The sequence below is a fragment of the Streptomyces sp. IBSNAI002 genome (assembly GCF_052244475.1).
Classification (GTDB): Bacteria; Actinomycetota; Actinomycetes; order Streptomycetales; family Streptomycetaceae; genus Streptomyces.
Genome location: NZ_JBQPXG010000002.1, coordinates 7,691,542 through 7,713,475 on the forward strand (window position 1 = coordinate 7,691,542; position 21,934 = coordinate 7,713,475).

Genomic DNA, 21,934 nt, shown 5'->3' on the forward strand with positions numbered 1-21,934 from the left:
CGCCTCGTGTCCGGTGCGCCGCGCCCAAGGCCCGTGTCACGCCAGGAGGTTGACCGCCCGGGTGAACACGCGCGGGAGCCGCGCCGCCAGCGGGACGATCCGCCGGGCGAGCGGCGGCCGGTGGCGCGCCCAGAGCAGCGATTCGGTGAGCGTGCGGTAGCTGCGCGACAGCTCCCGCCAGGCCCGTTCGTACGCCTGCGGCCGCCCCGCCCGTACGCAGCGCACCAGTTCGCCCGCCGCCGTCACGGCCAGGGTCAGGCCCTCGCCGGTCAGCGCGTCCACGTAACCGGCCGCGTCCCCCACGAACAGCACGCGCCCCGCCACCCGTACGCGCGCCCCCTGGCGCAGCGGCCCGGCGCCGCGCACCGGCGCCCCGGGGGACGCGGGCAGCCGTGCGGCCAGCAGCGGGAACCGGGCGAGCTGGGCGTCGAAGGGGGCCTGCTCCGTGGTCAGGAGGGCCACGCCGATCCGGTCGGGGGCGAGCGGGGTGACGTACGCCTCGCAGTGCGCCGCCCAGTGCACCTCGACGAGGTCGCTCCACGGTTCGACGCTGTAGTGGCGGCGCAGCCCGTAGCGTGCCGGCCGGCCGGGCGCGGGCGGCACGGACAGGCCGAGCGCGCGCCGGACGGGCGAGTGCAGCCCGTCGGCGGCGACGAGGTAACGGGCCGTGAGACCTGCCGCGTTGACGTGGTCGGCGGCCTGGCTGACCGCTTCGACGCGGCCGCGGACCACCCGTACGCCCAGTTGTGCGGCGCGTTCGGCCAGCGCGGCCTGGAGCACGGTCCGCCGGACGCCGAGACCGGGACCGCGGCGGAACAGCCCCTCCGCCTGCCGTCCGCTCGTGCCGTCCACGTAGCGGATGCCGTGGAACGGCTGCCCGGCCACGTCCAGGCCGAGCTCCCGCAGCCGGGACACCGCCCCCGGCATCAGGCCCTCGCCGCAGGCCTTGTCCACGGGCGTGGGCCGCGGTTCGACCACCACGGCCTCGAGGCCCGCCAGCGTGCCGTGGATGGCGGTCGCCAGGCCCGCCGGGCCGCCGCCGGCGATCAGCAGGTCGATCACGAGGGGGATCCGGCCGTCGGCACGGAGGCGGGGGCGCGCTGCCGTCCGCCGTCGGTCAGCGCGGCGTCCTCGCAGCCGATCCGCACGCGCAGGAGCAGCAGGTTGAGCGCGGTGAAGCCCAGGGCGGTCACCCAGGCGCTGTGCACGAGCGGCAGCGCGAGCCCTTCCACGACCACCGCCACGTAGTTGGGGTGGCGCATCCACCGGTAGGGCCCGGCCGCCACCAGCGGCAGTCCGGGTACGACCAGCACCCGGGTGTTCCAGCGCGGTCCGAGGGTCGCGACGCACCACCAGCGCAGGGCTTGCGCTGCGAGGACCAGGCCGAGCGCCGGCCAGCCGAGCGCGGGCAGGAACGGACGCCCGGAGGCCCACGGTTCCACCACGCAGCCCACCAGCAGCGCGGTGTGCAGGGCGACCATCACGGGGTAGTGGCCGCTGCCGTACTCGCGGCCGCCCCGGGCCAGGCTCCACGCCGAGTGGCGGCGGGCCGTGGCCAGTTCGGCGAGCCGCTCGGCCACGACGAGGCCGATGAGCAGCAGGTACCAGGTCATGGACGGGGTGAGGGCCATGGAGTCACCAGCCAGGGGGAGTCGGGGGTGCCGCGGCGGTGGTCACCAGCGGAGCAGGACGAGTTCGGAGGCGAAGCCCGGTCCGAAGGCCAGCATCAGCCCGACCGATCCGGGCGGCGGCGGCCCCGCGCTCTGGATGCCGCCCAGGATGTGCAGAACCGACGCCGAGGAGAGGTTGCCGACGGCGGCCAGCGAGCGGTGGCTCGCCGCGAAGGCCGACTCGGGCAGGGCGAGCGCCTCGGCCAGCGCGTCGAGGATCTTCGGGCCGCCGGGATGGCAGATCCACGCGTCGACGTCCGAGGGCTTGAGGTCGTGCGCGGCGAGGAAGGTCTCCACCTCCTCGGCGACGTGCAGCCGGACCAGGTCCGGCAGTTCGCGGCCGAGGACCATGCGCAGCCCCCAGTGGCCGATGTCCCAGCCGAGCAGGTGCTCGGTGCCCGGGTAGAGGCGGCTGCGCGCGGCCACCACCGACGGCCCGGCGCCGGTGTCGTGCAGCGGGTGCTCGCGGCCCACCGCGACGAGCGCCCCCGCCCCGTCGCCGAACAGCGCTCCGGCCACCAGGTTCGCCATCGAGGTGTCCGTGGACTGCAAGGTGAGCGAGCAGAGTTCGGTGGACAGCAGCAGGGCCGCGTGTCCGGGCCGGCCCGTCAGGTGGTCGTGGAGGTGGCCGACGCCGGCGGCGCCCGCCGCGCAGCCCAGGCCGAAGAGCGGCACCCGCCGTACGTCGGGACGCAGGCCGGCGCGTGCCGCGAGGCGTGCCTCCAGCGAGGGCGTCGCGAGCCCGGTCACGGTGGTCGACATGACGAGGTCGATCTGCGGCGCGGCCAGCCGGGCCTCGGCGAGGGCGAGCGAGAGGGCCCGGCCGCCGAGCTCCAGGGCCGCCTCCAGGAACAGGGCGTTCGTCGTGCCGAAGTCGTTCGAGGGCCCGTAGCGCTCCAGCGGGAGGGCGAGGTGGCGGGTGCGCACGCGGACCGAGGAGTGCACCCGGTGCAGCAGGGCGGTGTCGGGGCCCGGCGGCAGGAAGCGGGCGAGGGCGGCCGTGATCTCGGCCTGCGGATGGTGATGGGGCGGGAACACGCTGCTCACTGCCAGGACATGCGTCATCCGTTCACCATAGGAAACAACTGACACATCGTTATGAATCAGGCCAACCGGGCGCGGCGCGGCATACGGTGTCGCCGTGCCCGCACGAACCGGGGCGACCGGCTCCGCCGCGACCGCCGCAGACGCCACGACCACCGATGCCACGACCACCGATGCCACGACCGTCCCGGCCGTTCGCCGCCCGCGCGGTGGTCCGGCCGCGGGGCTGCTGGCGGCCTGCCATCCGCTGCCGGCGGTGGCCGTCACCCTCTTCGCCGTGGCCCTGGCGGCCGCCGCAGGGCACGGCCCGGCGGGTGGGGCCGTCGCGGTGGGCGCGGTCGCCGCCGGTCAGCTCTCGGTCGGCTGGAGCAACGACCGGGCCGACCTGCGGCGCGACCGGGCCGTGGGGCGGCCGGACAAACCGCTGGTCGCGGGCACGGTGCGACCCGCCGCCGTGACCGGCGCGGCGGGCCTGGCCCTGCTGGTCTGCGTCCCCCTCTCCCTGGCCGGCGGGCTGCTCGCCGGGACCGTGCACCTCGCCGGGGTGGCGGCCGCCTGGGGCTACAACCTGTGGCTGAAGCGCACGGTCGTCTCCTGGCTCCCGTACGCCCTGGCCTTCGGCCTGCTGCCCGCCTTCTTCACCCTCGGTCTGCCCGGTGCGCCGTGGCCGCCGCCCTGGCTCACGGCCGCGGCGGCCCTGCTGGGGGCGGGCGCGCACTTCGCCAACGTGCTGCCGGACATCGCCGACGACCTCGCCACCGGGGTGGTGGGCCTGCCCCAGCGGATCGGGCCGCGGTACTCGGCCGCGCTCGCCGCGCTCCTGGTCCTCGGCTCGGCCGCCGCCCTGGTGGTGGGGCCGCCGGGGCGGGTCACGGCGTACGGATGGGCCCTGCTGGCGGGGACGGCGGCCGTGCTGCTCCTCGCGGCCCGGCGCCCCGCGGGCCGGCTCCCCTTCCTGGCCGTGCTGGCCGTCGCCGGGGCCGATGTGCTGCTGCTGGTGGGCGGGCTCAGGCCGGCGTAGCGCGGGTACGGGTCCACTCGCGGAGCCGTCCGGCCGTCCAGGTGTTGATCACGCGCTCGGCCGGCACCCCGCACTCCACGGCCCGTTCGCAGCCGAGCAGCTGCCAGTCCAGCTGGCCGGGGGCGTGTGCGTCGGTGTCGATGGCGAAGAAGGTCCCGGCGGCCACGGCGAGGCGCAGCAGGTCCCGGGGCGGGTCCAGCCGCTCGGGACGGCTGTTGATCTCCACGGCGGTACCGGACTCCGCGCAGGCCGCGAAGACGGCCGCGGCGTCGAACCGGGACGGTGGCCGGGTCCGGCCGGTCACCAGCCGCCCCGTGCAGTGGCCCAGTACGTCCATCAGGGGGTTGCGCACGGCGGCCACCATCCGCCGGGTCATGGCGGGCGCCTCCATCCGCAGCTTCGAATGGACGGAGCCGACGACGAGGTCGAGCCGGTCGAGGAGCTCCGGCTCCTGGTCCAGCGAACCGTCGTCGAGGATGTCGCACTCGATGCCGGTCAGCAGCTTGAACGGCGCCCAGGTCTCGTTGAGCTCCGCCACCACCCGCAGCTGTTCGCGCAGCCGCTCCGGGGAGAGTCCGCGGGCGATCGTGAGCCGGGGCGAGTGGTCGGTGAGCACGGCGTACTCGTGCCCCAGGGAGGCCGCGGCCCGGCCCATGGCCTCGATCGGGCTGCCTCCGTCGGACCAGTCCGAGTGCACGTGGCAGTCCCCGTGCAGCGCCGCCCGCAGGGCGGTCGCCGCCGGGGTGGCCGGCGGGCCCTCGGGGAGCGCGGCGACCTCGTCCTCCAGCCTCTGCAGATAGGCCGGGACCGCCCCGCCGAGTGCCTCCCGCACCACCTGGGCGGTCTTGGGGCCGATGCCCTTGACCGCTTCCAGGGTGCCGTCCGCCGCCCGCTCGGCCGTCTCGCGCCCGCCCATCCGTCCGACGGCGGCCGCGGCCGTGCGGAAGGCCCGTACCCGGTAGGTGGGCTCCTGGGCGCGCTCCAGCAAGAAGGCGATCCGGTCCAGCGCCGCCACCGGGTCCATGGGCGTTCCTCCTGCCTCCGGACCCAGTGTCCGGCGCCGCGCCCGGTTGCGCCTCTTACCGCCTCTTACGCCTCTTACGCCTCTTGCGGAACGGCGGCGTCGAGCGCGGCGGTGAGGCGGCTCAGCCGGGTCTGGAGCTCGACGATCTCGGCCAGCTCGAAGCCCGTCGCGGCCGCGATCCGCCGCGGCACCTCCACCGCGCGGGCCCGCAGCGCGGCCCCCTCCCCGGTCAGGTGGGCGTGCACGGACCGCTCGTCCTCGGTGCTGCGCTCGCGGCGGACCAAGCCGGCCGCCTCCAGCCGCTTGAGCAGCGGGGACAGCGTCCCGGAGTCCAGGCGCAGGTGCTGTCCGATCTCCTTGACGGGCAGTTCGCCGTGCTCCCAGAGCACCAGCATCACCAGGTACTGCGGGTAGGTCAGGCCCAGGTCCTTGAGCACGACGCGGTACAGACCGCCGAAGGCGCGGCTCGCGGCGTTCAGCGCGAAGCAGATCTGGCCGTCCAGGCGCAGGAAGTCCTGGTCGGGGTGGGGTGCGGTCGGCTTCTCGGTCATGGGCGCCAGTGTACCCGGGAAGCACTTGCGAGGCATTGAATTGTGCACAACTGAATTGCGTGCTCTAATGGTGGAGCGCGGTCGACCACCGGCCGCCGCAACGGATCATTTCCGCGAGAGGAACTCCGATGGACGCGCTGTACACCGCTGTCGCCACCGCCAACGGCCGCGAGGGCCGCACCGTCAGCTCCGACGGCCAGCTCGACCTCGCCCTCGCCATGCCCCCCGCGCTCGGCGGCAACGGACAGGGCACCAACCCCGAGCAGCTCTTCGCCGCCGGATACGCCGCGTGCTTCGCCAGTGCGCTGGGCCTGGTCGGCCGCCAGGCCAAGGTCGACACCAGCGAGGTCTCGGTCACCGCCGAGGTCTCCATCGGCAAGGACGGCGCCGGCTTCGGCCTGGCCGCGGTCCTGCGCGTCGAGTTCCCCGAGTCCCTGGCGGGCGAGACCGGCGCCCTGCTGGTCAAGCAGGCGCACGAGGTGTGCCCCTACTCCCGCGCCACGCGCGGCAACATCGAGGTGGAGCTCGTCGTCGAGTAGCAGACCGGAGGCGTGGGCACACCGGAGATGCCGGACCCCCGGCGGGCGGCGACCATGGAGGGGCACCGCCCCGTCGGGGCCCGCACGCCGGGAGGCGCCAGTGGCGCACACTCACTCGACAGACGTACTGGTCGTGGGCGCGGGCCCGGTCGGGCTGACCGCCGCCGTGGAGCTGCGCAGACGCGGAGTCTCCTGCCGGATCGTCGACCGGCTGCCCGCCCGGCTCCCGTTCGCCAAGGCGGTGGGCATCCAGCCGCGCACCCTGGAACTCTGGGACCGCATGGGGCTGGTGCGCGCCGCCATGGAAGCGGCCGTTCCTATGCGCGGGCAACTGGCGTACGTCAACGGCGTCGAACAGCCCCGCCTCGAGTTCATGCTGCCGCCCGAGGTCCCGTACGGCTTCGCCGCGCTGCCGCAGTACGAGACCGAGCGCATCCTCGACGAGTTCCTCGCCCGCTTCGGGACCGCGGTCGAGCGCGGAACCGAGCTGGTGTCCTTCGCGCAGGACGCCGACGGGGTGACGGGCCGGCTGCTCACCCCCTCCGGCGCGGAGGAAGAGGTACGGGCCCGGTACCTGGTGGGCTGCGACGGCGCGCACAGCATCGTCCGCAAGGGCCTCGGACTCGGCTTCGAGGGCGGCGCCTTCCCCGAGGAGTACATGCTCGCCGACGTGGAGGTCGACTGGGACCTCCCCCACGGGTACGCCGTCCGCTCGATGCACCGCGACGCCGCCGGTGCGGTCGACGACGTGCTGGTGTGCATCCCGCTGCCCGGCGCCGGCCGGTACCGCGCGTCGATGCGGGTCCCGCCCGAACTCTCCACCGCACAGCAGGCCGACGCCGTCTCCGACGGAGTCGCCCACGGGCTGCAGACCGGCCGGGCCCCCGCACTCCCCGACGTCCAGACCGTCCTGGACCGGCTCTCACCGCAGCCCGCCACCGCCTCGAACATCCGCTGGGCCTCGGTGTTCCGCATCAGCCACCGCATCGTGGACCGGTACGCCGACGGCCGGGTCTTCGTCGCCGGGGACGCCGCGCACATCCACCCGCCCACCGGCGCCCAGGGCATGAACACCGGCATCCAGGACGCCTGGAACCTGGCCTGGAAGCTCGCCCTCGCCGTCGACGGCCGCGCCCACCCCGGCCTGCTCCGGAGCTACGACACCGAACGCCGTCCCGTCGGCGAGGAAGTCGTCGGCCGCACCGTGCGGCACGCCGAAGCGGGCGTCCAGGCCGACCCGGACGACCCCGCGACCGTGATGCTGCGCGAGGCCCAACTGCTCGTCGCCTACCGGGGCAGCCCGATCGTCGACCCGCCCGGCGAGGGCCCGGGTCCGCGGCCGGGGGACCGGGCACCGGACTGCGGCGGCCTCACCGGCCCGATCGCCGCCCACCCCCTGCGCCTCTACGACCTGCTGCGCGACCGCGGACACGTCCTGCTCCTCCACGGAGACGATCCGCGGACCGGCGAACTCGCACGGACGGCACGGGAGTCCTCGGCCGGCCGGATGGAGGTCATCGCGATCCTCGGCCCCGACGCCCAGGCCGAGACCACCGGCCTGCCGGAGTACCGCGACACCGGCGGCGCCTTCGCCCGCCGCTACGCGGTGGACGGACCGACGGCCTTCGTGATCCGCCCGGACGGCCACCTCGCCGCCCGCCTCAGCCCACCGGACCCGGGGGCACTGGCAGCCCACCTCGCCACCACCTTCGCCCCGGGTCCCGCGCAGTAGTACGCCGGTGGTCCGCCGCCGGAAGACCCCGGCTGGCGACCCGTTTTGGAATGCCGGAAGATCCTCAATACGATCCGGCGATGATCACAAGAAAACGGCTTGCGGCCCGGGCGTGCGGACTGCTCGCCGCCCTGGCCGTCGGGCTCCTCCCGGCGAGCGCCACCGCCGCCGACGGGCCGACGGCGAAGGAACCCCCGAAGGTCGATCTCGTCCTCGACGTCAGCGGCTCCATGCGGGCGAACGACATCGACGGCCAGTCCCGGATGGCCGCCGCGAAGCAGGCCTTCAACGAGGTCATCGACTCGGTCCCGGACGAAGTCCGGCTCGGCATACGCACCTTGGGCGCCACCTACCCCGGTGACGACAAGGCCCTCGGCTGCAAGGACACCAAGCAGCTGTACCCGGTCGGGCCGCTGAACCGCACCGAGGCCAAGACCGCCGTCGCGACCCTCGCCCCCACCGGCTGGACCCCGATCGGCCCCGCCCTGCTCGCCGCGGCCCAGGACCTGGACGGCGGAGACGGCACCAAGCGGATCGTCCTCATCACCGACGGCGAGGACACCTGCGCCCCGCTCGACCCGTGCGAAGTCGCGCGCGACATCGCCGCGAAGGGCATCCACCTCGTCATCGACACCCTCGGTCTGGTCCCGGACGCCAAGATCCGCGCCCAGCTCACCTGCATCGCCGAGGCCACCGGCGGTACGTACACCTCCGTGCAGCACACCGCCGAACTCTCCAGCAGGGTGAAGCAACTCGTCGACCGGGCCGCCGAACCCGTCGTCAACCCGGTGGCCACCGAGGGTGCGAAGCAGTGCGCGAACGCCCCCCGGCTGAAGCCCGGCCTCTACAGCGACCGCGAGACCTTCGGCGAGCACCGCTGGTACCGCGTCGACGTCCGCCCCGGCCAGGAACTGCGCGCCTCGGTGAGCATCGCCGCGGACCGCGCCGTCAACAACGACTACGGCGTCCTGCTGCGCGCCACCACCGTGCACGGCCGCGAGATCGTACGCGGCTCCGAGGCGGGCGACGGCCGGACGGACGTCCTGTCGACCGGCCTGCGCTACCCGAAGGCCGAGACCGACGCGGAGGACGACGCCGCGAAGGAGGCGGCGGAAACCGTCTGCCTCCAGGTCAGCAACTCCTTCTCCGCACCCGCCTCCGTCAAGACCACCCCCGGCATGCCCGTCGAGCTGACCATCGACGTGGTGGACGGACCCGGCGGGGCGTCCGACGCCGCCGCCTTCGGTCTCGGCCGCGGCTGGTGGCTGCTTGCCGTCCTGGCCCTCGTCGGGCTCGCCGCCGGTGTGGTGTGGGGCTGGATCTCGCGCTGGCGCATCTCCGTCTGGAGGACCAACTGATGCGTACCGTACGCACCCTGACCGCAGGCCTGCTGGCCGCGGTAGCCGCCCTCACGGTGACCGGGACGGCCTTGGCCGACACCTCCTCGGCGAGCCCCAGCCCCCGCTCGACGCCCCCTAAGGAGGAGGCCGCGCCGACCGAGGCGGGCACCGGCTTCCGCACCGCGACGGCGTTCCGCCCGGGCCAGAAGGCCACGGCCAGCGCGTCCACCGGCGACTACCTCTACTGGGTCGTCCCCGTGGACGCGCAGCAGCGCCTGACGGTCAAGGCGGCGGTCACCCTGCCCGAGGCCAAGAACCGGCACGGCGCCTCGACCTGGCAGCTCGACGTCTACGACGGGCTGCGCCGCCGCCAGGCGTGCGCCTACGGCACCCAGACCCGGGCCGCGGCCCGGGAAGCGGCCACGGTGGAGCTGTCCTGCACCCTGCGCACGGTCCGCGCCGGAGCCGAGCAGTGGGCCAACGACCCGCTGCCGGGCAGCTACTACGTACGCCTGACCGTCGTCGACGCACCGGAGGAGGACCTCGGTCTGCCGATCCGTGCGGCCGTCGAGGCCTCGGTGCACGAGAGCGGCGGCGCCTACGCGGTGGACGGCGCCCTCTCCACGCCGATGGTCCCCGCCACCGTGACCGGCTCGCTGAGCGAGCCCGAGGACGGCTGGTCCGGCGGCTGGTGGTCGGACCGCTGGATCTGGACCGCGGCGGGCGCGGTGCTCGGCGCCCTCGCGGGCATCCTCGGCTACTCCCTGACGCGCGGCTCGGGCCGCCCGTCCCGGGTGCCGCCGCACGCCTGACCGCGGCGTGCTCGTGTGCGGCGTGCTCGAGTGCGGAAACGGCCGGGCCCCGGGGGATTCCCCCGGGGCCCGGCCGTCTGCCGTGGTCCGCCGTGCCGGTGCCTAGCCGAGGCGGGTGAGCCTGGTCCCGAACGAGGGCTCGGCGAGTTCGCTCCCGACCGCCACCGGCACGCTCTTGGCGCCCTCGCCCTCGCCCGCCGTCAGGACGGCGACCTCGGTGCCGGACCCGGCCGTGTGCGGCAGCGGCGAGGCACCCGGCTTGAGGGTGAGCTTCAGCTGCTGGCCCGGTACGCCGATCACGTTGAGGTCCTTGGCGGCCACCAGCGGCGTACGGCCGCCGAGTCCGTCGTCGACGTAGCCGACGGTGTCGCCCTTGCGGATTACCGGAGCCGACACGAGGGCCGTCCGTACCGCCTCGATGATCTTCTTGCTGTTGTCCAGGGCCAGCTGCAGGCTCTTCACGGCGTTCTCGTCCGGACCGTCGACGCGCTGGTCCATCAGCGTGCCCAGCACCAGCTGGTCCTCGCCGCCGACCCCCTTGTACGCCGCCCACATCAGGGCTCCGCCGGCGGGCGTGCTGGAGCCCGTCTTGATGCCCCTGATGCTGGAGTTGAGCAGGTCGTTGTTGTTGTCGAGCGGCTGCTTCAGCCCCTGGATCGGTGCGCCGGGCAACGCCACGATCGAGCGGAAGACGTCGTCCTTCATGACGGCCTCGGCGAGCTTCAGCTGGTCGGCGGCGGTGCTGACGGTGCCGGAGTCCAGGCCGCTGGGGTCGGTGTAGACGGTGTTCGTCATGCCGAGTTCCCTGGCGGCGGCGTTCATCTTCTCCACGAACGCCGCCTCCGAGTCGCTGCCGGTGTCCCAGCGGGCCAGCAGGCGGGCGACGTTGTTGCCGGAGGGGATCATCAGCATCTTCAGCATGTCCAGCTGGCTGAACTCGGTGCCGGCGGTGAGGCCGACGATGCGGGACTCGTTCTCGGAGGTGCCGTCCGCCACGGTCTTCGCATCGACCTTGATCTTGGGGCCGGGCTCGGTCTTCTTCAGCGGGTGGTTCTTGAGGACGACGTAGGCGGTCATCACCTTCGCGACGCTGGCGGTGGGGACGGGCTTCTGCTCGCCGAAGGTGCCGATGTCGCCGGAGCCGGGCACGCGGACGGCGCCCTGGCCCTTGGCGGGCCAGGGGATGGACAGCTGCCCGGCGATGGTGTGGCCGGTCTCGGCCGCGACGATCTTCGGGGCGGGCAGCGGGCGCAGCAACTGCGCGCCGATGGCCCCGCCGGCGAGGACCAGGAGGATCGGGGTCCAGATCTTGACGCGCCGCAGGGCGGTGCGGCGCGGGGTCTCCGTCGGGGGCGCGGTGTTGGTGAGCTCGGCCAGCAGCTCGAGGGGGACGGCGGCGGGGGCCGCTCCCGCGGGGGTGGCGGTGGGGGGCGGGGCCGTCGGGGTGGTGGTTCCGGCCGTGATCGGCGTGGGTGTGGGCGTGGAGGTGGGGGCGGGTGCGGATGCCTGGGCCGGGGTGGGTGCCGGGGTGTCCAGCGGCTTGAGCGCGATGAACTGGCTCGTCCGCTCGGAGTCGCTCTCGGCCCCCCGCGCCCACGAGGGCGCCCGCCGGGTCACACCGGCTCCGGCCGACCCCGCCGACGGGGCCGGGGCCCCACCGTTGCGCCCGGACGCGCCGGCGTCGCCCGAGGGCAAGTCCTCGGCCCGGAGCGTGACGGTGAGGTCCGAGGGTCCGGGTGCGGGCTTGGCCTTGGGCCCGGCGTCGAGGTCGCCGGTCTCGTCCGGGTTCTGGGGCGCGGCCCCGGACTTGGTTCCGGTTCCGGGCTTGGCTCGGAGCGTGACCGTGTTGTCGGAAGGTTCGGGTGCGGGCTTGGTCCTGGGGTCGGCGTCGAACTCGCCGATGTCGCCAGGGCTTTGGGGCGCGGCCTCGGCCTCGGATCCGGCGGGGGATTCGGGTGCGGATGCAGGGGTACGGGAGTCCGGCGCGCGCTCGGGCTCAGGCTCCGCCGGGGCGTTGGCCGAAGGCTCCCCGTCGGCTACGACCGGCGCCTCCGGCTCTGCTTCGGGCTCGGTCTCGGCCCCCGCCTCGTCCTGCGGCGCTGCCTCGGTCCGGGTCCCGGCCTCGGTCCGGGTCCCGGCCTCGTCCTGCGCCTCGGCCTCGGACCCCGCCTCGGGCTCGGACCCCGCCTCGGGCTCGGACCCCGCCTCGGGCTCGGACCCCGCCTCGGGCTCGGACCCCGCCTCGGGCTCGGACCCCGCCTCGGGCTCGGACCCCGCCTCGGGCTCGGACCCCGCCTCGGGCTCGGACCCCGCCTCGGGCTCGGACTGCGGCTCGGCCTCGGCGTTCGCACCGGCCTCGGCACCCGCCTCGGTCTGGGCCCCCGCCTTGGGCTCGGACTGCGGTTCCGGCTGGGCGTTCGCCCCGGCTCCCGCCTCGGCCTGCGGCTCGGGCTGGGCGTTCGCACCGGCCCCCGCCTCGGGCTCGGCCCCAGCGCTGGGCTCGCCCCCCGCCTCGGTCTGCGGCTCGGGTTCGGCTGTCGCGTCGGTGTGGGGCTCGGTCCGCGGGCCGGGGGTGGCCGTCGCCGTTGCGGCCTTGGCCTTCGCCTCGGGAGCGGTCTCGGGCGGGACGGGGCCCGGAGCCGGGGCATGCGTCTCTTCGGTCTCCGGATTGTCCGGGGAACCGCCCGCCACCGTTGTCGCCTTCATCCCAGCCCCGCCTTGCCCTCGTACCCGGCTGTCGCCGGCCTTGCCAACACGACCGGCGCGGCCCTCCGTGGGGCCGCGCCGACGTGCTAGATGTCCGGGGAGCCCGGCGCGTTCCACCGGCCCGATGCTGTGACCGTTTGGTCATATTCAGCGCGGTGTTTACGAGGAGTATGCCTCCAGTTCCGACACCTGCCCCGCCGGCCAGCCCGTGTTCGCCGTGAACGTGAGCCGCAGGTGGCGGACCCCTGCCGTCGGCGGCAGGGGGATGGTGACGGTGTTGACTCCTTCGGCGAAGGCGTACGCGGCGGAAGCCTTCAGCGTGGACCACGCGGCGCCGTCGCCGGAGCCGAGCACCGAGAGGGTCTGGGTGCGGCTGCCCCACGCGGCGGGGAGCCTGAGCACCAGCCGGCCCACCGTCAGCTCGGTGCCGAGGTCCACGGTCAGGGACTGCGGGAAGGCGTGGTTGGCGCTCTCCCAGTACGTGCCCGCCTGGCCGTCGGTGGTGTTGGCGGCCGCGTACCCCTCGCTGTGGCCGGTGTCCGAGGCGGCCCGCCCCAGGGCGAGGTTGGTGCCCGCCGGAGGGCTCGGCGGGGCCGTCGGGCCGCCGTCCGCGGCGTAGACCTCGAATTCCGAGACCTGACCGGCCGCCCAGCCCGTGTTCCCGGTGACGTGCACCCGGACGTGGCGCACGCCGGCCGGGTCGAAGGCGAGCGTCGCGCTGTTGCCGGAGGCGGGGTTGAAGGTGACGGCCGAGGACGCCTTCAGCGTGGACCAGGTACTGCCGTCGGCGGAGCCGAGCACGGACAGGGTCTGCGTCCGCGTCGCCCACTCCGCCGGGGGCGGCAGCTTGAGCGTGACCTTGCCGACCGTCTTCGCCTCGCCGAGGTCGACGGTGAGGGTCTGCGGGAAGGAGTTGCCGTTGCTCTCCCAGTAGGTCGAGGCGTTGCCGTCCACCGCGTTCGCGGCGCTGTACGACTGGACCGAGGAGGATGCGGTGGCGGGCCGGCCCTGCGCCAGGTTGCCGTTCGGCGGGGTGGTGGGCGGCGGGGTCGTCGGGGGAGTGGTGGGCGGGGTGGTCGGAGGAGTGGTCGGAGGAGTGGTCGGTGGTGTGGTGCCTCCGCCGCCGGGGACACCGCCGTTCGTCCACACCGGGGCGGGCCAGGTACCGGAGCAGGTCTGGCCGGTGTTCCAGCCGGAGTTGCCGCCGCCGTCGGTGATCTGGAGGCCGGCGCCGATGCAGTTGTGGATCGGGGTCGCGGCCTGCGCGATGTTCTTCGCCGTGACGTTGGTGAACTTCATCGCGAGGGCCGACTGCGCCTGGATGGCGTACGTGCCGGCGCCGTCGATGTTCACGTTCGTGAGGCTGACCCCGCTGACGGCGCCCTCGATCGCGTGGACCGCGGCGTAGGAGGAGTCGAGCACGTCGGTGTCGGAGATGGTGATGGCCGCGCCCTGCACCGGCTCGTTCAGCCCGGAGAACCAGATCGCGCCGACGCCGAAGTTCCAGTTGAAGTCGCTGTTCCCGGCCCGTATCAGGGTGTTGCGAGCCGCGGTGATGGTGCCCGCGACCGCGGTGCCCTTCCCGGAGCTCACCCCCGGGTAGCGGTTGGCGATGTGGAGTCCTCCGCCGTTGCTGACGGTGTCGGACATGACGTTGTCCGAGATGGTGAAGTCCTTGCCGCCGTACGTGACGATGTTGTTGGCCAGGATCGGCAGGACCACCGTGTTGTGGTCGAAACTGATGTTGACGTTCGGCTTGTCCTGCGGCCAGGAGGCCAGTCCGTCGTCACCGGCGTTGCGCACGAAGGTGTTGGTGACGCGAGAATTCGTGACACCCGTGTGGAAATTCACGCCATCGGCCGTCATGTCGAGGAAGCGGCTGTTCTTGATGGTGAAGCGGTCCATCGGACCGTCCATCCACGCGGCGACCTTGACGTGCTGCACCCAGACGTTGTCCACGGTCGAGTCGGACATCGCACCGCCGATGGCGTTCACCTGGTCGTCGTCGATCCGCTCGCGGATGTCGCCGATGATCGCGAAGTCCTTCAGCGTGACGTTTCTGCTCGGTCCGTTCGCCTCGTGCGGCCGCACCGGGCCGGTGTAGCCGCCGCCGGGTACGTACTTGCCGTAGAACCCGGCGGCCCGGTTGCGGTTCACGGGGTCGCGTCCGCCGAAGACCGTGTACCAGGGGCCGGCACCCTGGACGGTGACCCCGTCCACGACCACGTGGTCGTAGAGCGTGTAGCTGCCGGGCGGCACGAACACCGCTCTGCCCTGCGCCCGTCCGGCATCGGCCGCGGCCTGCATCCTGGCAGTGGAATCGGTGGCCCCGGTGGGGTCGGCGCCGAAGTCCGCGACGGCGTCGAGGGCCCCGGCCGGCTTGCCGGCGGCCGGGGCGACCTGCTCGAAGTCGGCGAGGTCGACGGTGAAGCTGGGGGACTGCGCGGTCGAGGTCACCTGCACCCGGACCTTCGTACCGGCCGGGTAGGTGGCACCGAGCAGGGTCCGCGACTCGTCGTAGAAGTGGTGCGGGTTGGTGTCCCCGGGATTGTTGTTGAAGGGGTAGCCCCCGTAGTACCAGCTGTACTTGGAGGTCACCGGCAGGCTGCGGACCGACTGGCCGCCCACCCGCACGTCCAGGGTGGCGTCGCGCCCCTTCCCGTCGGCCGTGTCGGGAAGGCTGTAGCGCAGGGACATGGCGTTGGCGGGTTCGGTGAGAGTGAACTCCACGTACTGTCCGACGGAATCCAGCGTCACCGCCTGCCGGCCCGAGGCCTCCGAGGGGAGGTGGCCGTAGTACCGGTCGGGGCCGATCAGGGTGCCGTTGGACTGCGCGTACTCCGCCTCCAGTTCGGTGAACGGCACGTCGGCGCCGCGGCCCGGTATGCCGATCGGCGAGGGAGCGGGCACGCCCGCGGCGTACGCGGCGGGGGCGCTGCCGAGGGTGAGGGCGGTCAGCGCGGCGGTCGCGGTCAGGGACAGGGCCAGGAAGACGGCGGCGCCCCGCCGTCTGATCCTGCGGAGCTGTCCGGGGCTCGGGGCATGGCTGTTCGGCGGTTGGGACATGGGCAGGCACGTCCTTGCGGGCTCGATCGGCGGGCGGGGGGCGAGTCGGCTCAACGCAGGAGGCTACGACTCCGCCGGAAGGAAGTCCATGAACGTACGCAAGAAATCGACTTCGCATCGCAATAAACCCGTGCATCGATGGAGTGGGGGCGATGGGTACGTGCGCGTCGCGTCGCCCACGCCCGGTGAGTACGGCTACTCATGACCGTGCCGCCACGGCCGCCGACCATGGAGCACACCACCACCGCGCCATCCGAACGGGGTCGTCCATGCTCAGCCGATTCGCCGCCGCCGTCGTACCCGCCTTCGGAACCCTGACGGTCACCGCCGACCCCGGGGCGCGCCCCGCCGGGGGCAGCATCCTCGTCGCCAACCACACCTCGCTCGCCGATCCCGCGGTGGTGGTCGCCGCCCTCCGCAGGTACGGGATCGAGCCGGTCGTCCTGGCCACCGGCGGCCTGTGGCGGGTGCCGCTGCTCGGGGCCGCGCTGCGGCGCGAAGGGCACATCGCCGTCCACCGCGGCACCCACCGCGCCGCCGACTCGCTCGACGCGGCCGCCGCCGCCCTCGCCGCGGGCCGCAGCGTGCTGCTCTACGGGGAAGGCGGGCTGCCCGGCCGCCGCGACGCGGGGGAGTCCGCGCCGGGCCCCTTCCGCAGCGGCCTGGCCCGGCTCGCCGCGGCGACGGGCGCCCCGGTGGTGCCCGTGGGCCAGGCCGGTGCGCGCCGGCTGTGCTCCGGCGGCCGGGTCAAGCAGCTCGCCGGAGCCCTGACCGCGCCGCTCCGCAGGCCCGGTCTGCACGTGCACATCGGCTCGCCGCTGCACCTGCCCGACCGGGTGCCCGAGGCCACGGAGCGGGCTCGCGAGGCGGTGACCGCCGCCTGGCGCACGGCGGCGCTCACGCTCGGCGAGCCCGTCAGCGGGTGGTGTGCGCCAGGACCACGTGGGACGCGGCCTGCCGGTCGGCGTCGGTGTCGATGAAGGACACCACCAGCGGACTGCTGCCGGTGGGACCGCCGGCGGTCGCCCGCAGCCGGTAGCGCTCGGTCCGTACGCCCTCCCGGGCGAGCGGACCGCCGCCGGTGAGCATCGACGCGGGCATCTGGTCGTTGGCGACGCGCAGCGCCGCCGCGCGCCAGGTGCCCGACGCAGGGTCGAAGCGCTCCAGCGCGAAGCCCGGCCCGCTGCCCGGCAGGTCGCCCGGCTCGCCCACGAGGGCTTCCATCTGGAAGGCGACGAGCAGGTGCCGGTACTCGGCGGAGTTCCCGTTCCGCAGGGTGACGGTGAACTCCTGCGCGGCGCCGCCGCGTACGAGGGCGAGTCCGCCGCCCCGGGTGTCGACCGCAGCCCGCAGCCGGGTCGGGGCCGCGGGCGGCGTGGCGCGCGTCGGGGCCGCCGACGGGGCGGTGGCCGGCGGCGCGGACGGGGACACCGGGGCCGAGGGGGAGGCGGAGGCCGGCGGGGCGGACGGATCCGCCGCCGCGGAGGCCGCGGCCGGGGCGGGCCCGGAGGGGGGCGTCGCCTCCGGTGCCCTGCCGTCCTTGTCCCCGCAGCCGGTCAGGCCGGTCAGGCTCGCCAGCAGCACGGCGGCCGCGGCCGCGGCGGTCAGGGCCCGGCGGCGTTCGGCGGATGGGGGCATGGGAATCGGTTCTCCTCCAGGTCAGCTGAGGGAGGAACCTAACAAGCACGCACCGCGCCGACGAGGCCGGTCAGGCATCGGAGCGGAGACGGTTCGGTCACGCCGCCGGAGCCGCCGGAGTCCCTGCGCCTCCGCCTTCCGCCGTCCGCGCTCAGGTGAGGGGCTTCTCCAACTTGAAGGCGGTCACGGCCATCCGTTCGCGGAAGTAGAAACGGTGCGCGTCGGTCCGCTGGGTGCCGGAGTCCAGGGTGAGCGTGGTGCAGCCGGCCGCCCTCGCGTGCTCCTCGAGGTGCGCGAGCAGCGCGTGGCCCACGCCGGTGGAGCGGGCGGTGGCCGCGGTCACCAGGTCGTCGACGTAGAGCTTGCGGACCAGGTAGGTGTTCGCGACGATCCGCCAGCCCGCGGCGCCGACGCACGCGCCGTCCTCGTCGTAGGCCGCGGTGAAGCGCAGGCCCTGGCTCTGCCCCTCCGCGAGGATCGAGCGGAACAGGTCTTCGGTCAGGTGCGGGCGGAGCTCGAGCAGCACGGGCAGGAGGTCGTCGGTGAGCCGCGCGTCGCCGGGTTCCAGGTCGATGATCTTCATGGAGCCAGCCTAAGCGGACCGGGATTTCCCGGAGTGTCCGGAACGGAGCGCCGTCTAGCGTCGTCTTCGCCGATGTGTCGGAATGGGAGTGACCGCTGTCAGCGGGCGGAAGGAAGGGCACCCCATGAAGTTCATGCTGATGCTCCTGGGCAAGCAGGCCGACTACGACGCCATGCTGGGCCAGGCGAGCGGCGACAGCCCGGCCTGGTCGCCGGCCGACCTGAAGGCGATGGCCGAGCACATGGAAGCGCTGAACGCCGAGCTGGTCGCGGCGGGCGAGTGGGTCGACGGCCAGGGGCTCACCGCACCCCGCCAGGCCCGACTGGTGACCGCCGGAGCCGACGGCACGCCGCACGTCTCCGACGTGCCGTACGGGGAAACCAGCGCGGTCCTCGCCGGGTACTGGGTCGTCGACGTCGCCGATTTCGACCGGGCGGCCGAGATCGCCGGGCGCGCCTACGCCTGCCCGGTCCCCGAGGGTGCGCCGAACTATCCCGTCGTCGTCCACCCCGTGGGAGAGGCCCCGGAGCAGGGCACCGGGTCCTGATCACGGACGGCGACGTCCGCATGCCGGACGGCGGTCACCGTTGTCAGTGGCACCGCCTACTCTTGATCATGTGAGCCCGACCCCTGCCCAACCGGCCCCCGAGCGTCCCCTCGCCGAGATCAACGCCGATATCCGCGGCCTCTTCGCCCGCGCCGAAGGCCGCCTGTCCGACACCGAGCGCGTACGGCACGCCATGCTGCTCGCGGAGTGGGCCGCGGCGATACGCGCATCGGTCGTGCCCGCCGCGTAGCCCCGGACGAGAAGGTGCCGTGCCCCGTGCGGGGCACGGCGGCGTCGTGCGGCAGTCCGCCTCCCCGGGGTCCTTCGGGGGGCTGATCGGGTGAACTCCCGCAACCCGCGGCGCGGCCGACCGTTGATCAAGGCGCTCACCACCGTGCACTCGTGCAACAGAAGGACCAATGATGATCAAGAAGTTCATGGCCACCGCCGCCGCCACCGCCTCCATCGTCGGTGCGGGCGCCGCTCTTGCCGCCCCGGCCATGGCCATCGGCAACGACAACGGCATCAACACCGTGAACGGCAACGGCGCCCAGCAGATCTACGGCAACCAGAAGACCCACGGCGACCAGAGCCCGCAGCTCGGCCTGGTCCAGGGCTCTCTGAACAAGCCCTGCATCGGCCTGCCCGCCAAGGTCAACGCCCAGTCGCTGGTCGCGCTGATCAACGTCGGTGTCCAGGACATCAACGTCGCGTCCAACCCGATGAACCAGCAGTGCACCGAGAACTCCACCCAGGCCAAGGGCGACGAGACGCTCTCGCACATCCTGGACAACATCTCGCTCCTCTCGGGCAACCTCTCGGCCGGCAGCTGACGCAGTCCCCTCTGCGAGCCGGGGCCTCCGACGCCCGCGCGAGTGCCCACGGGGCCCCGGCTTGTTCCACCCGGATCCGCGGATCCGACCCCAGGACGTGCGGCGGCCCCCAGGCCACCGGGACGGGCACCGGTCCTCACGTCACAGAGCCTCTCGCCCGGCCGGCGAGAGGCTCTCTGACGTTCTGGCAGGGGGCCCGGTCAGAAGGGCTTGGTCGGCAGGTACTTGCCGTCCAGGGTGATGACGGCCCGCTCCCCGCCCTCCGGGTCGGCCACCTTGCGCACGTCCAGCCTGAAGTTGATGGCGCTGATGATGCCGTCCCCGAACTGCTCGTGGACCAGGGCCTTCAGGGTGGTTCCGTACACCTGGAGCATCTCGTGGAACCGGTAGACCGTCGGGTCGGTCGGGACGGTGCCCGGGAGCGAGCCGCGGGTCGGGACGGTCTGCAGCAGCAGGACCGCCTCCTCGTCGAGACCCAGCAGCTCGCAGACCGACCTCGCCGCGGCCTCGGGCAGCGGGTGCTGGCCGAGCAGGGCGGCGGTGACGAAGGCGACCGACAGTCCGGTGGAGTCGGCGAGCTGCTGCCAGGAGAGGTCCTTGCGGGTCTTCGCCTCCACGGCGGTGACGGCGAGGGCCTGGCGGGCGGCGGGGTCGAGCTGGGCGTGCGGCATGGGGGTGTCCTTCCGGAAACGGGTCGGGGGAGCGGGGTGCTCGGAGGGGTGCTGGGGTGACGTGGGCTCAGCGGGCCGCGGCGGCCGTGGGGCCGGTCACCTCGGCGACCGCGCCGGTGGGGATGTCGTAGACCCAGCCCCGGAGGCTGAGCCTCCCGGCGGCCGTGGCGCGGGCGACCGAGGGATGGGTGGCCAGGTTCGCCAACTGGGCGCGGACGTTCTCGCGGACCAGCGCGGCCACCCGGCCCGGCCCCGTGCCCGCCGTCCGGGCGACCGAGGCGTCCGCGTGCCGCAGCCAGCCCGCCACCGAGGCGGCGCCGCTCAGGTCGGTGCCCTCGGCCAGGGCGGTCATCGCCCCGCAGGCCGAGTGCCCGCACACCACGACGCCGGTGACGCCGAGGACGGTGACGGCGTACTCGATGCTCGCCGTCACCCCGTCCGCACCGGGGCCGTAGGCCGGCACCAGGTTTCCGGCGGTGCGGATGACGAACAGCTCGCCCGGCTCGCTCTGGGTGATGAGCTCCGGCACCACGCGGGCGTCCGAGCAGCCGATGAACAGCGTCGCCGGCCGGTGCGCCTCGGCCAGATCCGCGAAAAGGCGGGCCTTGGCCGGGAAGACCTCCTGCTGGAAGCGTGCGACGCCGTCGGAAAGATCGTGCATGGTCACTCCCCGAGGTGGGATGCGCCCCGTGGGGCTTGACGTGTTCCACCATGCATGAGCTGCATCTATTGTGTCCAAGACGCAATATCCATACCACCCATCGATTCCATCTATAGTTGGCGCCATGGCCCTGGAACTGCGTCACCTGCGCTATCTGATCGCCGTCGCCGAGCACGGCAGCTTCACCCGCGCCGCCGAGGAGCTGCGGATCTCCCAGCCCACCCTCTCCCAGCAGGTCAAACAACTCGAACACACCGTGGGAGCCCAGCTGTTGGACCGCACGGGCCGCGCCGTCCGGCTCACCGACGCGGGCATCACCTACGTGCACTACGCGCGCGGCGCGCTGCGCGACCTGGCGGCGGCCGAGCGCGCCGTCACGGACCTGGCCGACCTCTCCCGCGGTCACGTGCGCCTCGCCCTGACCCCCACCTTCACCGCGTACCTCGTGGGACCGCTCACGGCGGAACTCCACACCGCCCACCCCGGCATCACCCTCGACGTCCGCGAGATGCCCCAGGACCGCATCGAAGCCGGACTGCTCGCCGACGAGCACGACCTCGGCCTCGCCTTCCAGGGGCCGCACCTGCCGGGCATCGCCGCCGCCCCGCTGTTCACCGAGACCCTCGGCCTGGTCACCGCCGCGGATGCCGGCCCCGGCCACCCGGCCGGCGGCGAGGCGCTCCCCGTGCGGGACCTGGCGCGGCGCCGACTGGCCCTGCTCAGCGGGGACTTCGCCACGCGCGGCCACGTCGACGCCTACCTCGCCACCCACGGGGTGCGGCCGCACGTCGCCGTGGAGGCGAACTCGGTCCAGGCCCTCACCGAGATCGTCCGCCGCACCCCGCTGGCCACCGTCCTGCCCGACGCCGTCACCGACGACCATCCGCACCTGCGGCGCGTCCCGCTCGACCCCGCCCTCCCGCCGCGCACCGCCACCCTCCTGCGCCGGGACAGTGCCTACGAGAGCGCTGCTGCCCGAGCCTTCACCGGACTCCTCCGAGAACTCGTGCGCGCCCGCGGCTACCGTCCGGCGTAACGCGCCGACCCGGCCACAGAGCCGACCTCGTGACTTTTGCCCGCCGTGCTCCCGGCAGGGCCTGCGGGTCCTTGCCTGGCCGGAGCGGCGGTGTCTAGCGTCGGGACATGACCACCGAGCCGCAGCGCTTCGAGATCCTGTTGGTACCCGAGCACGTCAAGAACCGGAGCGGAGCACCCAGGGCGGACCACCCCCTGCGATCGGCGGTGGTCGAGGCGACGGGCAGGACCGGCGCCTCCGGCTACCCCCGCTACGTGGGGGAGGGGATGGAGGCCGACATCGACCCGGCCACCCGCACGGTCGAGGCCGTACTGGTGGACGGTTCGGAGCTGGACCCCGGAATGACGGCCCTGATCGCCCCGGAGACCGGGAAGGGGGCGCCGGGCCGACGGCCGTAGGGGGACGTGGGCGGAGCGGAACCGGCCATGCCGTGACGCGGCGGGCTCCTCCCCCCGGGTGG

At 73.9% G+C, this 21,934-nt stretch carries 22 protein-coding genes; 11 read left to right on the forward strand and 11 right to left on the reverse strand.

The genetic code is table 11. The features are described 5' to 3' along the window. Window positions 1-36: 36 nt before the first annotated feature. From ACTVZO_RS35655 to ACTVZO_RS35665, 3 genes are read right to left on the reverse strand one after another with little or no spacing between them, the layout of a single operon-like run. Window positions 37-1,062, reverse strand: coding sequence for an NAD(P)/FAD-dependent oxidoreductase (locus tag ACTVZO_RS35655; protein WP_443302274.1), 1,026 nt, complete (start codon window positions 1,060-1,062; stop codon window positions 37-39). Then, the gene (locus ACTVZO_RS35660; RefSeq protein ID WP_443303372.1) at window positions 1,059-1,613 is read right to left on the reverse strand and encodes an isoprenylcysteine carboxyl methyltransferase family protein; all 555 of its coding nucleotides are present in this window, start codon (window positions 1,611-1,613) and stop codon (window positions 1,059-1,061) included. Before ACTVZO_RS35660 ends, ACTVZO_RS35655 begins: the two co-directional genes overlap by 4 nt. A 60-nt stretch (window positions 1,614-1,673) precedes the next feature. Further along, window positions 1,674-2,735 (reverse strand): type III polyketide synthase, encoded by a 1,062-nt coding sequence (locus ACTVZO_RS35665; protein ID WP_443302275.1) that lies wholly within the window; start codon window positions 2,733-2,735, stop codon window positions 1,674-1,676. Window positions 2,736-2,811: 76 nt separating this feature from the next. On the opposite strand from ACTVZO_RS35665, the gene ACTVZO_RS35670 reads away from it, so the two are divergent. Continuing rightward, window positions 2,812-3,735: a UbiA family prenyltransferase gene (locus ACTVZO_RS35670; RefSeq protein WP_443302276.1), complete on the forward strand. Its 924-nt coding sequence runs from the start codon at window positions 2,812-2,814 to the stop codon at window positions 3,733-3,735. On the opposite strand, the gene ACTVZO_RS35675 is transcribed toward ACTVZO_RS35670, so the two are convergent. Together ACTVZO_RS35675 and ACTVZO_RS35680 are read right to left on the reverse strand one after the other, a co-directional pair. Beyond that, complete coding sequence (locus ACTVZO_RS35675; RefSeq protein ID WP_443302277.1) at window positions 3,722-4,759, reverse strand: PHP domain-containing protein; 1,038 nt, start codon at window positions 4,757-4,759, stop codon at window positions 3,722-3,724. The genes ACTVZO_RS35670 and ACTVZO_RS35675 overlap by 14 nt on opposite strands. Window positions 4,760-4,833: 74 nt before the next feature. Beyond that, window positions 4,834-5,310: a MarR family winged helix-turn-helix transcriptional regulator gene (locus ACTVZO_RS35680; RefSeq protein ID WP_443302278.1), complete on the reverse strand. Its 477-nt coding sequence runs from the start codon at window positions 5,308-5,310 to the stop codon at window positions 4,834-4,836. 128 nt (window positions 5,311-5,438) lie between these two features. Between ACTVZO_RS35680 and ACTVZO_RS35685 the strand changes: the two genes are divergently transcribed. The 4 genes from ACTVZO_RS35685 to ACTVZO_RS35700 all read left to right on the forward strand — a co-directional run bounded on the left by ACTVZO_RS35685 (window position 5,439) and on the right by ACTVZO_RS35700 (window position 9,733). Then, the gene (locus tag ACTVZO_RS35685; protein WP_443302279.1) at window positions 5,439-5,849 is read left to right on the forward strand and encodes an organic hydroperoxide resistance protein; all 411 of its coding nucleotides are present in this window, start codon (window positions 5,439-5,441) and stop codon (window positions 5,847-5,849) included. Between the two features lie 100 nt (window positions 5,850-5,949). Beyond that, window positions 5,950-7,581: an FAD-dependent monooxygenase gene (locus ACTVZO_RS35690; RefSeq protein WP_443302280.1), complete on the forward strand. Its 1,632-nt coding sequence runs from the start codon at window positions 5,950-5,952 to the stop codon at window positions 7,579-7,581. Between the two features lie 80 nt (window positions 7,582-7,661). Then, window positions 7,662-8,939: a VWA domain-containing protein gene (locus ACTVZO_RS35695; protein ID WP_443302281.1), complete on the forward strand. Its 1,278-nt coding sequence runs from the start codon at window positions 7,662-7,664 to the stop codon at window positions 8,937-8,939. Then, window positions 8,939-9,733 carry a hypothetical protein gene (locus ACTVZO_RS35700; RefSeq protein ID WP_443302282.1) on the forward strand — a complete coding sequence of 265 codons (795 nt, stop codon included), beginning with the start codon at window positions 8,939-8,941 and terminating at the stop codon, window positions 9,731-9,733. The genes ACTVZO_RS35695 and ACTVZO_RS35700 overlap by 1 nt, the downstream gene beginning before the upstream one ends. Before the next feature lie 102 nt (window positions 9,734-9,835). Here ACTVZO_RS35700 and ACTVZO_RS35705 read toward each other — a convergent pair whose 3' ends face one another. Further along, window positions 9,836-12,439 (reverse strand): serine hydrolase, encoded by a 2,604-nt coding sequence (locus ACTVZO_RS35705; RefSeq protein WP_443302283.1) that lies wholly within the window; start codon window positions 12,437-12,439, stop codon window positions 9,836-9,838. A gap of 159 nt (window positions 12,440-12,598) precedes the next feature. Then, on the reverse strand, window positions 12,599-15,505 hold the full coding sequence (locus ACTVZO_RS35710) for a discoidin domain-containing protein (RefSeq protein ID WP_443302284.1): 2,907 nt from the start codon (window positions 15,503-15,505) through the stop codon (window positions 12,599-12,601). 269 nt (window positions 15,506-15,774) lie between these two features. On the opposite strand from ACTVZO_RS35710, the gene ACTVZO_RS35715 reads away from it, so the two are divergent. Next, a complete protein-coding gene (locus ACTVZO_RS35715) occupies window positions 15,775-16,485 on the forward strand; it encodes a lysophospholipid acyltransferase family protein (protein ID WP_443302285.1) in 711 nt (236 codons plus the stop codon). On the opposite strand, the gene ACTVZO_RS35720 is transcribed toward ACTVZO_RS35715, so the two are convergent. After that, a complete protein-coding gene (locus ACTVZO_RS35720; protein ID WP_443302286.1) occupies window positions 16,421-17,143 on the reverse strand; it encodes a hypothetical protein in 723 nt (240 codons plus the stop codon). The genes ACTVZO_RS35715 and ACTVZO_RS35720 overlap by 65 nt on opposite strands. 151 nt (window positions 17,144-17,294) lie before the next feature. Further along, a complete protein-coding gene (locus ACTVZO_RS35725) occupies window positions 17,295-17,726 on the reverse strand; it encodes a GNAT family N-acetyltransferase (protein ID WP_443302287.1) in 432 nt (143 codons plus the stop codon). 124 nt (window positions 17,727-17,850) lie between these two features. Between ACTVZO_RS35725 and ACTVZO_RS35730 the strand changes: the two genes are divergently transcribed. From ACTVZO_RS35730 to ACTVZO_RS35740, 3 genes are all read left to right on the forward strand, one after another. After that, window positions 17,851-18,273, forward strand: a complete 423-nt coding sequence (locus tag ACTVZO_RS35730; RefSeq protein ID WP_443302288.1) for a YciI family protein — start codon at window positions 17,851-17,853, stop codon at window positions 18,271-18,273. A 70-nt stretch (window positions 18,274-18,343) separates the two neighbouring features. Then, window positions 18,344-18,523, forward strand: coding sequence for a hypothetical protein (locus ACTVZO_RS35735; RefSeq protein ID WP_443302289.1), 180 nt, complete (start codon window positions 18,344-18,346; stop codon window positions 18,521-18,523). A 172-nt stretch (window positions 18,524-18,695) separates the two neighbouring features. Then, window positions 18,696-19,106 carry a rodlin gene (locus ACTVZO_RS35740; protein ID WP_443303373.1) on the forward strand — a complete coding sequence of 137 codons (411 nt, stop codon included), beginning with the start codon at window positions 18,696-18,698 and terminating at the stop codon, window positions 19,104-19,106. A 200-nt stretch (window positions 19,107-19,306) separates the two neighbouring features. On the opposite strand, the gene cynS is transcribed toward ACTVZO_RS35740, so the two are convergent. Together cynS and ACTVZO_RS35750 are read right to left on the reverse strand one after the other, a co-directional pair. Then, the gene (gene cynS / locus ACTVZO_RS35745) at window positions 19,307-19,777 is read right to left on the reverse strand and encodes a cyanase (protein ID WP_443302290.1); all 471 of its coding nucleotides are present in this window, start codon (window positions 19,775-19,777) and stop codon (window positions 19,307-19,309) included. 67 nt (window positions 19,778-19,844) lie between these two features. Further along, window positions 19,845-20,438, reverse strand: coding sequence for a carbonic anhydrase (locus ACTVZO_RS35750; protein ID WP_443302291.1), 594 nt, complete (start codon window positions 20,436-20,438; stop codon window positions 19,845-19,847). Window positions 20,439-20,562: 124 nt separating this feature from the next. Here ACTVZO_RS35750 and cynR point away from each other — a divergent pair, with 124 nt between their 5' ends. Together cynR and ACTVZO_RS35760 are read left to right on the forward strand one after the other, a co-directional pair. Next, on the forward strand, window positions 20,563-21,474 hold the full coding sequence (gene cynR, locus ACTVZO_RS35755; protein ID WP_443302292.1) for a transcriptional regulator CynR: 912 nt from the start codon (window positions 20,563-20,565) through the stop codon (window positions 21,472-21,474). 107 nt (window positions 21,475-21,581) lie between these two features. Beyond that, window positions 21,582-21,872 carry a hypothetical protein gene (locus ACTVZO_RS35760; RefSeq protein WP_443302293.1) on the forward strand — a complete coding sequence of 97 codons (291 nt, stop codon included), beginning with the start codon at window positions 21,582-21,584 and terminating at the stop codon, window positions 21,870-21,872. Window positions 21,873-21,934 lie beyond the last annotated feature (62 nt).

Bases quoted from the DNA above. Each gene is read 5' to 3' on its own strand.
- ACTVZO_RS35715 (WP_443302285.1), top strand. From the start codon at position 15,775: ATGCTCAGCCGATTCGCCGCCGCCGTCGTACCCGCCTTCGGAACCCTG.
- cynS (WP_443302290.1), bottom strand. From the start codon at position 19,777: ATGCCGCACGCCCAGCTCGACCCCGCCGCCCGCCAGGCCCTCGCCGTC.
- ACTVZO_RS35720 (WP_443302286.1), bottom strand. From the start codon at position 17,143: ATGCCCCCATCCGCCGAACGCCGCCGGGCCCTGACCGCCGCGGCCGCG.
- ACTVZO_RS35740 (WP_443303373.1), top strand. From the start codon at position 18,696: ATGATCAAGAAGTTCATGGCCACCGCCGCCGCCACCGCCTCCATCGTC.
- cynR (WP_443302292.1), top strand. From the start codon at position 20,563: ATGGCCCTGGAACTGCGTCACCTGCGCTATCTGATCGCCGTCGCCGAG.
- ACTVZO_RS35760 (WP_443302293.1), top strand. From the start codon at position 21,582: ATGACCACCGAGCCGCAGCGCTTCGAGATCCTGTTGGTACCCGAGCAC.
- ACTVZO_RS35660 (WP_443303372.1), bottom strand. From the start codon at position 1,613: ATGACCTGGTACCTGCTGCTCATCGGCCTCGTCGTGGCCGAGCGGCTC.
- ACTVZO_RS35680 (WP_443302278.1), bottom strand. From the start codon at position 5,310: ATGACCGAGAAGCCGACCGCACCCCACCCCGACCAGGACTTCCTGCGC.
- ACTVZO_RS35705 (WP_443302283.1), bottom strand. From the start codon at position 12,439: ATGAAGGCGACAACGGTGGCGGGCGGTTCCCCGGACAATCCGGAGACC.
- ACTVZO_RS35730 (WP_443302288.1), top strand. From the start codon at position 17,851: ATGAAGTTCATGCTGATGCTCCTGGGCAAGCAGGCCGACTACGACGCC.
- ACTVZO_RS35700 (WP_443302282.1), top strand. From the start codon at position 8,939: ATGCGTACCGTACGCACCCTGACCGCAGGCCTGCTGGCCGCGGTAGCC.
- ACTVZO_RS35695 (WP_443302281.1), top strand. From the start codon at position 7,662: ATGATCACAAGAAAACGGCTTGCGGCCCGGGCGTGCGGACTGCTCGCC.
- ACTVZO_RS35685 (WP_443302279.1), top strand. From the start codon at position 5,439: ATGGACGCGCTGTACACCGCTGTCGCCACCGCCAACGGCCGCGAGGGC.
- ACTVZO_RS35710 (WP_443302284.1), bottom strand. From the start codon at position 15,505: ATGTCCCAACCGCCGAACAGCCATGCCCCGAGCCCCGGACAGCTCCGC.
- ACTVZO_RS35725 (WP_443302287.1), bottom strand. From the start codon at position 17,726: ATGAAGATCATCGACCTGGAACCCGGCGACGCGCGGCTCACCGACGAC.
- ACTVZO_RS35675 (WP_443302277.1), bottom strand. From the start codon at position 4,759: ATGGACCCGGTGGCGGCGCTGGACCGGATCGCCTTCTTGCTGGAGCGC.
- ACTVZO_RS35665 (WP_443302275.1), bottom strand. From the start codon at position 2,735: ATGACGCATGTCCTGGCAGTGAGCAGCGTGTTCCCGCCCCATCACCAT.
- ACTVZO_RS35750 (WP_443302291.1), bottom strand. From the start codon at position 20,438: ATGCACGATCTTTCCGACGGCGTCGCACGCTTCCAGCAGGAGGTCTTC.